The sequence below is a fragment of the Dyella sp. NPDC103356 genome, from assembly GCF_055584465.1.
In genome coordinates this window covers 186,848-198,569 of record NZ_JBVJLZ010000005.1, presented here as the reverse complement: position 1 = coordinate 198,569, position 11,722 = coordinate 186,848, and the positions used below count along the sequence as shown (strand labels likewise).

Here is an 11,722-nt window from a genome sequence, read left to right as displayed (position 1 = left end):
CGAACCCGACAAACCTTACGCAACGCGGCCATCTATCGTGTGCCACACCCACTCTGGAGACGCCGTCATGCGCCGCACCGTTTTATTCCTCAGCCTGCTTGCCCTGGCCCCACTCACCGCCACCGCGCAAGTATCGCAAGACAACAAAAGCCGCATGGTCAACGAAATCAAGCAGCACTTCGACAAGGCCGACACCAACGGCGACGGCGCGCTGGATCGTGAGGAAGCCAAGGCCATGCCGCGCGTTGCCCAGCACTTCGACGATATCGACACCGATCACGACGGCAAGGTGACGCTGCAGGAGATCGGCCGTTATCTCGCCGCCAAGCGCGGCAACAAGTAAGCGGTATCGCCATGGAGCTGCCTCGTCATCTAATGCCACTCCTGCCCGCCTTCATCCTGCTGGCGGCGATCGAAGGCTGGTACCTGCACCGCCATCGCCCAGGCGGTTATGACTGGCGCGCCTATTTCGCGTCGCTGGGCGATGCGATCGGGCGACTGGTTTTCACGCGTCTGCTGGGACTCGGCGTGGCCGGCATCTTTTTCAGCATCGCGTATCGCTACCGGATCACCACCATCCCGATGCACGCCTGGTGGGCATGGCCGCTACTGTTTGTATTGCAGGATTTCTTCTACTACTGGATGCACCGTGCCGATCACCGCATTCACTGGTTCTGGGCGACACACTGCGTGCATCACTCCAGCAACAGCTACAACCTGGCGGCCGCGTATCGCCTGGGATGGACAGCGCGGATAAGCGGCAATGTGATTTTCTTTACGCCGCTGGCGCTGTTGGGCTTCCCCGTCCCAGCCATTCTGGCCGCGACCGCGATCAACCTGCTCTACCAGTTCTGGCTGCACACGGAATTGCTGCCGCGTTTAGGGCCGATCGAGTGGGTGTTCAACACCCCGGCGCACCATCGCGTGCACCACGCCAGCAACGCGGCGTATCTGGACAGGAACTACGGCGGCATCCTGATCATCTACGACCGACTGTTCGGCACGTTCGCTGCCGAACACGCCGACGATCCCTGCCGCTACGGCCTGGTCCATCCGATCAGCAGCAACAATCCGTTTCGCATTGCGCTCCACGGTTGGATCGGCATGTGGCGCGTGCTGCGCCGTACGCGTGGCTGGCGCGGTCGCTGGCTTGCCGTGTTCGGACCGCCCATGTGATGCATAATCGGGCCAGGGATGGGCCAGGGAGAGCTTCACGCAATTCATGGAGAAGGTATGGAACCGGAGCGTTCTGTCGATGCAGGTGACTTCACTTGTCTGCTGCAGCATTGGCGCCAGGGAGATGCGCGAGCGCAGGAGCAGCTTTTCAATCTGATCTACCACGAGCTCAAGGGCATCGCCCTGCGGCGGCTGTCGAAACCCAGCGCACTGGCTCTCGATTCCACCGAGCTCGTCAACGAAAGTCTCCTGCGCCTGCTTGAACATGTGCCCGATGCGACCAGCCGCGAGCACTTCTTCAAGATCGCCGCCACGGCTATTCGCTGCACCCTGATCGATCTCAGTCGGCGCCAGTACGCCGAAAAGCGAGGATCGGGCGCTATCGCTGTAACGCTTTCGCTCGCTGACCATGTTTCGACCTCCAGCACACCATGGCTGGACGTGGAGATGGCATTCGTCGAGCTTGAGCAACAAGACCCACGCAAATGCAGGATCGCGGAACTGGCCTTGCTAGTTGGTCTGAACCAGCAAGAGATCGCCGATACGCTTGCGATATCCCTGTCCACCGTCGAGCGCGAGTTGCGGTTCGCCAAGGCGTGGCTCCGGGAGTGGCTGTCGCGATGACGCCGGAACGGTTTCGGAGCATGGAGCAACTGTTCAATGCCGCCATCACGCAACCGCCGAACCGGTGGTCGCATTTCCTGGAAACGAACGAAACCGACGCCGCGGTCAGGGCGGCTGTCCTGCGCATGCTCGAACACGCGCACAACGACGATCCCCATCCCGTCCAGGCGCAACTACAGCGCATCGGGTCGTCGCTGGCGGCGATGCCCGATCGCATGGGCCCATACCGCCTGTTGCGGCAGATCGGCGAGGGCGGCATGGGCAGCGTTTTCCTCGCCGAGCGTGACGTCGATGGGGCCGCCCAGCGGGTTGCACTGAAACTGCTGCATGGCTTGCCCACGGCGGCAGGCAAACGACGCATGGCGCGCGAGCGTGAACTGCTTGCCGGCATGAACCATCCGCACATCGCCGGCCTGATCGATAGCGGCGAGACGGCGAGCGGCCAACCCTTCCTGGTGATGGACTATGTCGAGGGCCACGCGCTCGCGGACTTCCTGACGTCCAGGCAGCTGACGCTGCGCGATCGCGTCCGGCTTTGCGCGCAGTGCTGCGATGCGATCCAGCATGCGCATCAGCATCTGGTGCTTCATCGAGACGTCAAACCGTCCAATATCGTTGTGAGCAACGACGGCACGCCGGTTCTGTTGGATTTCGGCATTGGAACGCTGCTGGAGGCGAGCCAGTCCGGCGTTCATACGACAACGCAGGCCTTCACGCCTGGTTACGCCGCGCCGGAACAGATACGTGGCCACGCGGCGACCACGGCGACCGATATTTTCGGCCTGGGCGCCTTGTTGTTCGATGTCCTGACCGGCCTGCGTTTGCCGGATCTACGCAGGGGCGACATGCCAGTACCTCTGCCAAGCGGCCAGCCAATCGCTCCATCGCGCAAGCGCGAGCTGCGCGGCGACCTGGACCGCATTGTCATGAAAGCCACCGCGCTCGCGCCGGAGGATCGCTATCGAACGGCAGCCGCCTTGTCGGATGATCTGCATCGCTATCTGCAAGGCGAGCCCGTGCTGGCGGCGCCCGACTCCCTGTTTTATCGCCTGCGCAAGCTCGTCAACAGGCATCGCTGGGCTGCCACTGCGAGCGTGGCCGTCGTATGCGTGATCGTCGCTTTCGTCGTTCGCCTGGACATTGAACGCCAGCGGGCCTTGCAGGCCGAAGCGGCGGCTGTGCGAGAAGCCGGCAATGCCAACGCTTCACGCGAGTTTCTGGTCTCGGTGCTGGCTGCCTCCGATCCGGAGGCTGGCCGCGGCCGGCCCATGACGGTATCGGCATTGCTCACCTCGGCGACATCCCAGCTGCGCAACGAGCGCATGCGGGACGGCGGCACACGCGCGCTCGTCTGGCTGGCTGTCGCCGAGATCTACAAGAACATCAACGATCCGGTACCGGGTTTGCAAGCCATCGACACCGCCGCCGATCTGTTCAAGCGGACGAACCAGATAAACCCGGATCTGCAGGCGCGAATGCTCGAAACACGCGGCGTGCTGCTAGGACAACTGGAGCGTATCGCCGACGCCAAGCGCACATTGCAGGATCTGATTGCGCTGCGCTCAAGCCCGAATGCCGACGTGCTCGCGCTTGCACGCGCCCACCAAGCGTACGCAACCGTCGCTGCGATGGGAGGCGACCGCGAACAAGCCGAGCGGTCGCTGGATCACGCATTGACCTTGCTCAAAGCCGGCGGCGAAACGGCGGACCGGCTCCGCCTGGATCTGCTGCTCGACCGGATGAATCTGCACGCCGGCCGACCCGGCGATTCCCAAGCGGCGCCCCACCTCACACAGGCGCTGGAGCTGGCAACCGCGACACTGGGGGCGGACGATCCCAAGTGGCGCACGGTGCATCAGACAGCCAGCACAGTCTATCGAGGCTTGGGACAGTATCCCCAGGCGCTGCCGCATGCCGAGTCGGCGTTGGCCATTGCTCAACGCGTTTATGGAAACAGCAGCCAGTACACCATGGACCAGGAGAGCGAGCTGGCGATGGTACTGGGCCAGCTAGGCCGATATCGCGAAGCGGTCACGCACATGGAACGCGCAAGGTCGCTTCATCAGGCTCTGGGTTTGGATGACCTTGTCCTGGCGCAACAGGACATCCTGCTGGCATGGCTTTATGAAGGCCGTGGAGACAGCCGGCGCGCGATCGTGCTGCTCGACTCGACCCTGGCAAGGTTGCCCCAGGGTGATCCCACCTACATCACCTGGCGCTGGGTTGCGTACAAGCAGCGCGCTTCGGCGCACGGAGATTTGCGCCAGTTCGAACAGGCGTGGGCGGATGTCGACGAAGCGCTTCGATGGGTGCGCGAGGACAGAGGCGGCGACTCTCTCGAGTATTCGCAGATCCAGGCGCGCTATGCGCAACTGCTGCTCGATGCCGGACGATGGCGCCAGGCCGAGGTGGCGCTGGCGACGGCCAAACGACTAAGCGAGGCGCGCAACGCCGGCCCCTATACCGCTATCTGGATCAGGCTGGCCGAACTCGATGCCCAACTGGCGCAAGCCAAAGGCCAGATTCCCTTGGCCAGACAGCGTATGGGCGAAGCGTTGGCGTTGGCGGAAAAGGAACGCAACAGCGACCCGATCAAGATAGCCAAGGTCAAGTTGCTCGCCGCCGATCTGGCGTTTCGCGAGCACGATGCCGATCGTGCGAGAGGCCTGTTGCGAGAAGCGATGCCCGTGCTGGAACGGGAAATGTCATCGCAGGCGCCGCAGCTTGCCAAGGCGCGATGGCTGGCGAAGAAAACATTCCTGTAGCGGCCGCGCATGCCGCGCTGAAAAGGAGCCCCATCACGGGACTCCTTTCCGTTCATACGGGCTGGGGTTTCAATCGAAAACGGCGACCACCGATTGAACAGCCGCATTGACGTATCCACACACCTTGCCGCAGATGCTCGCGCCACTCGCGTAGCCGCTCATATCCGCGCCGGCGATCTGACCAATCAGCGCCCAGGGAATGCCACGCTGGGTTGACGCTTCACCTACCGGGCGATCCTTGGTCCATAGCTCGATCGAATGCCGACCCGTGCTGATCACGCCGAGCACCGCCAGATCGCCATCGGTGCGCCCCAATTCCTTGATGGCCTGGTCTTCGAGCGCCTTCAGGCCGCGGTCGGCTTCTTCGGGGCTTGTCGAGCCAACGAGCACCTTGTCGATGTACTCGAAGTAGGCAAATTGCTGCGCGTTGTAATTCTCACGATAGCGCTTCATGTTCTCCACGAACGACAGCTTGGGATCCGGCCGGGTGTTGTTGGCCATGTCGGTGTACTTCCGGATGAATGCTTCCGGATCTCCCTCGGTCGGGACGCCGCAACGATAGACCACCACTTCGATGGGCGTGGTCTTGCCGGTCTGGTCGTAATTGGCCGCCATGCAGCCCGCATAGGCGTTATGGGCAACGCCAACGCCGTCCATCGGGTTGTCGCTATACTTTTCGCTCGAAACGAGGCTCTGACTGAAGGCCGGCAAAGTAACCAGGGAAAGACCGAGGGAAAGCAGCAGGGATCGATGGTTCATCACATGTCCTTGTAGATTGAGAGGTCGATGACACTGATCGGCTCGATCGTTCGGCGGCGTCCAGACAAAAAGCGTGCGCTTGAGATGATCGCGATCACTAGATAGATCGCAACAGGAAGGCAAAACCCGTCATCGGCCCGATCGCGTCGTTTCCCTCGCTCCCAGGATCGTCCTGCCGTTTACGGCACGTCGATCCCCAAGGACGCCATCGCCGCGGTAAACCCAGCACGGTCGCGATACCAATGGGCGATCAATCCCGCCTTCTCCGCGCCGATAACATTCTCTTCGAGGTCATCGACAAACAAGGTCGTCGCCGGCTCCTGGCCCCAATACGCCAGGCAGCGTTCGTAGACATCGGTAAACGGCTTGCGCGTATCGAACTGCGCACTGGTCCAGGCCGTGTGTTCGAACAGCGGAAACATGTCGGGCACAACGCGACGCACCGACTCGCCAAACATCAAGGTGTTGTTAGTCAACATCGCCACGGCCACACCCTCGCGCACCAGACGCGCCGCCAGCTCCAACATCCACGGCCGCAGCTTTGTGACCTCGCGCCGCGCGGCAATCCACGCCTCGCGCGTCACCTCGGCACCGGCCAGCCGGCTGATCGCCGCCAGATAGGTATCGGGGTCGTAACCGATGCCCGAGTCCGCCGCCAGCTCGACGCCTGAGCCATACACCGCGTACTGCATGGTTTCGGCCGACACACCGGCCGACGCGGCCATCCGCGCGATACGCCCATCGCGGTCATAGTCGGCAAGCACGCCGTCAAGGTCGAACAGTACGGCTCGAATCTTCAATGCATGACTCCTTCGATCAGGTCCCGCGCGGCTTGGCACGATGGGTCGGCGCGGCGGTCCACGGATCGTCCGGCCAAGGGTGGCGAGGATAGCGACCTTTGAGTTCTTTTTTTACTTCCGGGTAGGTGCGTTCCCAGAAACCCTTCAGATCTTGCGTCACTTGAATGGGGCGCCGCGCGGGCGAGAGCAAGTGCAGCGTGACCGGAATCCGGCCACCGGCAATGCGCGGCGTATCGGCAAGCCCGAATAGCTCCTGCAACTTGACCGCCAGCACAGGCGGCTCATCAGGCGTGTACTCGAGACGATGCGTGATACCACTGGGCACGGTAAGGCTATCGGGCGCGTGGCTATCGAGCTGGCGACGCTGTTCATAGTCGAACAGCGAAGTCAGCGCCTGTGAGAGTTCCTCCGCACTCAAGGCATCGAGACGGCGCTTGCCATTGAGATAGGGCGAGAGCCAATCCTCCAGCGAGGCAAGCAACGCTTCGTCGGACACATCCGGCAACCCCAGCTCGGGCATCCAGCCGCGCAGGGATTGCATGCGTGCGCGCAGGCGAAGCGCGTTGTCGCTCCACGGCAATACGCCAATACCCCGGCTGCGTATCGCCGCCAACAACGCAGGCAGCGCGTCTTCCGGCTTGACCGGGACACTGCGGCGCTCCAGGGTAATCGCGGCGTAGCGATACTCCTCGAACGCCTCCACCGCCTGACGCTCATCGTTCCAGCGCAGTACGCGCTCGCGCACGAATTGCGCCGGGTAATCGCGTTCCAGCGCCCGTGGATCGAGCGGCGCGGCGGCACGAATCAGGCTGTCGCGGGTGTCGTACTGAATATCCAGCACCACCAACCAGGGCTCGCCGTGCAACGCCGTATTTTCGTGCAGCCGCGCACCGCGGCCATTGGCCAGCGTATAGCGCAGCGGATTGCTGTCGTCGCGGCGAGCAACGCGGTCCGGAAACGCATGCAGCAACAAATCGCCAACCGCATGGCTATCCGGCACCCCACTGGCAGCGGTGCGGATATTCAGGCGACGACGCCAACCCTTGGATGATTGCTCGATCGCGGCCAGCGCACCGCTATCCGCACCGCCACGCGCGCCGGCCGTGCTGCGATCGCGCCACGCATGCAAGGCATGCACGCGCGCGCGGAAATCGTCGCTTCGCGCCTGCTCGCCTCGCAGCGGTGAGCGCGCTTCCATCAGCGCAAGCAGGTCAGCAATCAAGGCATGCAGTTCGGGTGGCGCACGCATGGCGGCCGCGCCGAGGCGTGGCATGGCGCCGAGTTCGAGCATGCGCCGGCCCAACGATGTGATGCGCGCACCGGCATCCAGCGCGCCCAGCTGAGTCAACAAGGCACGCGCTTGCGCCAACGCACCTGCCGGCGGAGGATCCAGCCACGGCAGACTCTCGCTACCCCACGCAGCCAGCTCCAGGGCCAGCCCCGACAACTCGGTCTGCATGATTTCGGCTGTACGCGAAGCATCGAGGCGCTTGCTCTGCGGCCACAGTCGATACGCAATGCCCGGCGCAACACGACCGGCGCGGCCGGCACGCTGATCGGCGGAAGCCTGCGAAATCGCCACCGTCTCCAGCCGCGCAAAACCGGAGTTCGGGTCGAAACGCGGCTCGCGTGCCTGTCCTGCATCGACGACGGCGCGAATACCGGGCAAGGTCACACTCGACTCGGCGACGTTCGTTGCCAGCACAATGCGCCGTGTTCCTGGCTCCGCAGGGGAAAGCGCAGCCTGCTGCTCGGCCATTGACAGTTCGCCGTGCAGCTGCACGACTTCGACGTCTGTCGCATCATCGCGATCCAGACTCTGCAGCAAGATGGATTGCGCTCGTCCAATCTCTCGACGCCCGGGCAGAAACGCGAGTACGTCGCCATCGGTTTCCGCCAAGGCCTGACGCGATACCCGGGCGAGATGTTGTTCCAGGGTTTCCTGTGCACGCGCTGGTGGATATTCGATCTGCACCGGAAAGCTCCGGCCCGGACTGCTGATACGTGGCGCATCCAGCCACTGCGCAATACGCTCGCCGTCGAGGGTGGCGGACATCACCACGATCCGGAGATCCGGTCGCAGTGTGGCCTGTACATCCAGCGCCAATGCAACGCCGAGGTCACCCGCCAGATGCCGTTCGTGGAATTCGTCGAACAGGATCGCACCGATCCCGGTCAGTTCGGGGTCGTCCTGGATCAAGCGCGTGAGGATACCTTCTGTCACCACCTCGATCCGCGTCGCTGCGCTGATGCGGGATTCGAAGCGGATTCGATAACCTACCGTCTGGCCGACATCCTCGCCTAGCTGGCTCGCCATGAATTGGGCGGCGGCGCGCGCGGCAATGCGACGAGGCTCTAGCATCAAGATGCGCTGACCGCTTAACCAATCAGCCCCAATCAACGCAGGTGGCACCTGAGTGGTCTTACCTGCTCCCGGAGGCGCCTCGAGAATCAGGCGCATACTGATACTTAGAGATTCCTGGATCTCCGGCAGCATCATGGAAATTGGGAAGGAAAGGGTTCGCGTTACCATTCTTTAGATGATAACGCGAACCTAGAGCTTGAATGACAATCCCGATAGCGCATAGCAACCTACGCTGCACTACCAATGTCAGGGCTTCGAGAAGCCCGGTTACAAGCACTTGTGATAATCAACTAGTTTAAAATTAAAAATATCGCTGAATCACAGGAACTAGGTACCGGCCATCCACACAACCGGAAAATTGAACGTGACTGACTACAAACCAGCCGTCAGGGAAGACGGATTCATCAGAGCACACGACCATCTGCGCGCCTATTGGCCTATCAAAATAACTACTGAATACATATGCCCAGTTGTTACCCGAAACGGGGATGCAGCCCGTATTGTAGGTGCCACCCGTCCATAGATAACCACGCGGCTCCGCTCGATTACAGCTGCTCAGGCTAGCCAAGATTTCGACAGTTCCACCGGCTGAACCTATCTCGGCTTTTTCAGCAAATGTCGCGTTAGAAAAAATGCAGCCCAATACAGCAAACGAAAACATTATGCGCTTCATAGCTCCCTACTCTTGATGCCGGCCAAATGGCCGGCATCAAGAGTAGGAATATCTACAATGCATAAAAGTCAGAGCTAGTAAGTTCATCGAACAGCATGCGTCCCTCCGCATTGTCCGACACTTCCTACTTCAGCGGCATTGTCGTTGCCGGCGCCGAGCCAGGCTTGTTGTCCGTGGCGCGCAGGGGAGCCAGAGACTCAAATCTCTGCTGATACTCATCGGTGATCTGCTTCGCTTCTTCGCTGTTTGTTATGACTCGCGGAGTAATCAAGACAATCAGCTCTGTACGATTCTTGCTGCGGTTAGTGCTCCCGAACAATCGTCCAAGAATAGGAATCTGATTTAGCCCCGGAATTCCTGTATCGGTAGTCTGATCTACCTGTTGAATCAGTCCGCCCAGGAGTACCGTTTGCCCACTTTGTACAGCTACCTGGGTGCTTAGCGCACGCTGGCTGATAGTCGGATTAGCGCCGGCCGCGGCGGTAGCTGCCTGACTCACCTGCTGCATGACATTCATATAAACCAAACCACCTGGATTGACTCGAGGCTGAACGCCCAAGATAACGCCAGTAGGTATGTATTGAGCTGTACTTACGGTACCGGTCGCGAGACCAGTATTAACGGTGGTAGAGCTGATGGGCACCTGATCACCCACTTGGATCTGAGCAACTTGATTGTTCAGTACAACCATCGACGGCGCAGAAAGCGTTTTGGTTTTTCCGCTCGTTTCCAGAGCATGCAGGGCTACCTGCAAATTGTGGTTCACGAACGAATAATAGAATGCATCTCCGCTTATGGCCCCGCCGCTATTAGTAACAGGCGAATAATTGGGCCCACCAGCACCTAGCGCACCTTGCTGCTGATTGCCCGGCTGACCAGGAATAATGGCACCGGTCGTAGGATTAACGCTGTTGTTGATCAAGCCCTCAAGATACCACTGCACACCAAACTGGAAATCACCCGTCAGTGTCACCTCCAGAATACGCGTCTCGATCTGCACCTGAAGCGGCGTGGTGTCCAGGCGCTTGATCGCTGAATTGATCTCATCCCACTTCGACGGCGGTGCGCGTACAAGCAACTGATTGTTCGCATCGACCGAACTGATACGGATGCTTCCGTCGTCGTTACTGTACTGCTGCGACTGCTGTCCGTTGTTGTTGCCAAATACGCTATTGGACGTACCGTTGCTGTTAATACCGCCTGGCGTGAATCCACCAAAACCATTGGACGACTGGTTGGATCCAATGCCGCCGCTGCCGAGACCGCTCGTGCCACCGATACCGCCAGATGTCCCTGAGCCGATACCGCCGGAGTTCAGCCCGCCGTTGCTTCCTAAGCCACCACCGATCCCGCCGTTGGTGCTGCTGCCGAAGCTGCCGGCAAGACTACCCAGGCCATTGGCCGAACCATTCGCGTTATCACTGCCGCCCAGAGTGCCCGACGTCAGACCTGGGCCCACCTTAGCTCCGCCATTGCCGCCGTTGCCGTTGCCTGATGCATATATCTGCGCCAGGTACTGCGCTAGGTCGGATGCTTTGAGATTACGCACGTCGTACACAAACAGCTGCGGTTCGTTGCCACCGCCGCGATCGATCTTTTCAATCCAGCCACCGACTTCGGAGAGATAACTAGGCTGCGTCGTGATAACTACCAGCGAGTTGGTGCGTTCGATCGGTATAAAGCGCAGCATACCGGCCAGCGGTGTGTCGCCCTTGGAACCGAACAGGCTGTCCAGTTTAGGCATCAGCTCGGTGACATTTGCGCGTTGCAGGCTGTACACGCCGATCGACATACCGCGCAACCAATCGACGTCAAAGGTCTTGACGGTGCGCTCGTAATTGGCAAGGTCCCCGGGTGTACCCGACAGCACGATGACATTACGCGCCGGATCAGCCAACAGAATCGATTCGGGGCGCGCAAACGGCTTGATCAGCTTCTGCATCTCGTTGGCCGAGATGTAGTGCAGCGGATACAGGCGTGCCTGCAAACCGGCTTGTGGCGATGCGGCACCTAGGCTCGGCGCAACATTGCCACCTACGGCATCTTTGGAAGGCATCACGACATAGCCACTGCCTTGCTTGACCAGTGCGTTACCAGTCCAGGAGAGCAGCGTTTCCAGAATCGGAATCGCCTGGGTGCTGTCGACGGGCTGGGACGTGGAGAAGGAGATGTTGCCCTGCACGCCCGGCACGATGGTGTAGTTCTGCTTGAGCAAATCGCCAAGAATGACTTTCACCACCGCTGGCACCGGCTGGTTCTCGAAATTGAAGGTGACGGCGTTATCGCCGCTGGCAGCCTTGATCGGTGTAGCCAGGCCCTGCGGACGAATGAACTGCCCGGTGCCCTCGGACACCTGCGGCCTTACGGCAGCCGCAGCATCGGGCGCCGTGATTTCCTTGTTGAGCGCTACGGGCTCAGGCGCCGGCTTCTCGGTACCTGCCATAGCTTCGCGCTGCAGCACGCCGTCGTCTTTAGGATTCGGCAACGTCGAGCAGCCAGTTATCCACACCGCCATGGCGACGGTGCCGATACGAAAGAGTTGAAGGATGGGGCGGGACAT

Annotated in this window: 8 protein-coding genes; 4 read left to right on the top strand and 4 right to left on the bottom strand. The window is 60.9% G+C overall.

Going from position 1 to position 11,722, the window contains the following annotated elements; all coding sequences use genetic code 11:
- Positions 1–67 precede the first annotated feature (67 nt).
- Genes ACZ6WW_RS13410 through ACZ6WW_RS13395 form a run of 4 tightly spaced genes read left to right on the top strand, consistent with a single transcriptional unit; the run spans position 68 to position 4,565 of the window.
- Positions 68–343 carry an EF-hand domain-containing protein gene (locus ACZ6WW_RS13410; protein ID WP_465274644.1) on the top strand — a complete coding sequence of 92 codons (276 nt, stop codon included), beginning with the start codon at positions 68–70 and terminating at the stop codon, positions 341–343.
- Positions 344–354: 11 nt separating this feature from the next.
- Positions 355–1,176 carry a sterol desaturase family protein gene (locus ACZ6WW_RS13405; RefSeq protein ID WP_465274643.1) on the top strand — a complete coding sequence of 274 codons (822 nt, stop codon included), beginning with the start codon at positions 355–357 and terminating at the stop codon, positions 1,174–1,176.
- A 57-nt stretch (positions 1,177–1,233) separates the two neighbouring features.
- Positions 1,234–1,800, top strand: a complete 567-nt coding sequence (locus ACZ6WW_RS13400; protein ID WP_465274642.1) for an ECF-type sigma factor — start codon at positions 1,234–1,236, stop codon at positions 1,798–1,800.
- Positions 1,801–1,820: 20 nt separating this feature from the next.
- Positions 1,821–4,565 (top strand): serine/threonine-protein kinase, encoded by a 2,745-nt coding sequence (locus ACZ6WW_RS13395; RefSeq protein ID WP_465274641.1) that lies wholly within the window; start codon positions 1,821–1,823, stop codon positions 4,563–4,565.
- Positions 4,566–4,634: 69 nt separating this feature from the next.
- Here ACZ6WW_RS13395 and ACZ6WW_RS13390 read toward each other — a convergent pair whose 3' ends face one another.
- From ACZ6WW_RS13390 to gspD, 4 genes are all read right to left on the bottom strand, one after another.
- Positions 4,635–5,324, bottom strand: a complete 690-nt coding sequence (locus ACZ6WW_RS13390) for a hypothetical protein (RefSeq protein WP_465274640.1) — start codon at positions 5,322–5,324, stop codon at positions 4,635–4,637.
- A gap of 179 nt (positions 5,325–5,503) precedes the next feature.
- A complete protein-coding gene (locus ACZ6WW_RS13385; RefSeq protein ID WP_465274639.1) occupies positions 5,504–6,124 on the bottom strand; it encodes an HAD-IA family hydrolase in 621 nt (206 codons plus the stop codon).
- A gap of 16 nt (positions 6,125–6,140) precedes the next feature.
- Positions 6,141–8,621 (bottom strand): ATP-dependent helicase HrpB, encoded by a 2,481-nt coding sequence (gene hrpB, locus ACZ6WW_RS13380; RefSeq protein ID WP_465274848.1) that lies wholly within the window; start codon positions 8,619–8,621, stop codon positions 6,141–6,143.
- A gap of 665 nt (positions 8,622–9,286) precedes the next feature.
- Positions 9,287–11,722 (bottom strand): type II secretion system secretin GspD, encoded by a 2,436-nt coding sequence (gspD, locus tag ACZ6WW_RS13375; RefSeq protein WP_465274638.1) that lies wholly within the window; start codon positions 11,720–11,722, stop codon positions 9,287–9,289.

Coding starts and splice junctions, on each gene's coding strand:
- ACZ6WW_RS13395 (WP_465274641.1), top strand. CDS start 1,821: ATGGAGCAACTGTTCAATGCCGCCATCACGCAACCGCCGAACCGGTGG.
- ACZ6WW_RS13405 (WP_465274643.1), top strand. CDS start 355: ATGGAGCTGCCTCGTCATCTAATGCCACTCCTGCCCGCCTTCATCCTG.
- gspD (WP_465274638.1), bottom strand. CDS start 11,722: ATGTCCCGCCCCATCCTTCAACTCTTTCGTATCGGCACCGTCGCCATG.
- ACZ6WW_RS13410 (WP_465274644.1), top strand. CDS start 68: ATGCGCCGCACCGTTTTATTCCTCAGCCTGCTTGCCCTGGCCCCACTC.
- hrpB (WP_465274848.1), bottom strand. CDS start 8,621: ATGCTGCCGGAGATCCAGGAATCTCTAAGTATCAGTATGCGCCTGATT.
- ACZ6WW_RS13400 (WP_465274642.1), top strand. CDS start 1,234: ATGGAACCGGAGCGTTCTGTCGATGCAGGTGACTTCACTTGTCTGCTG.
- ACZ6WW_RS13390 (WP_465274640.1), bottom strand. CDS start 5,324: ATGAACCATCGATCCCTGCTGCTTTCCCTCGGTCTTTCCCTGGTTACT.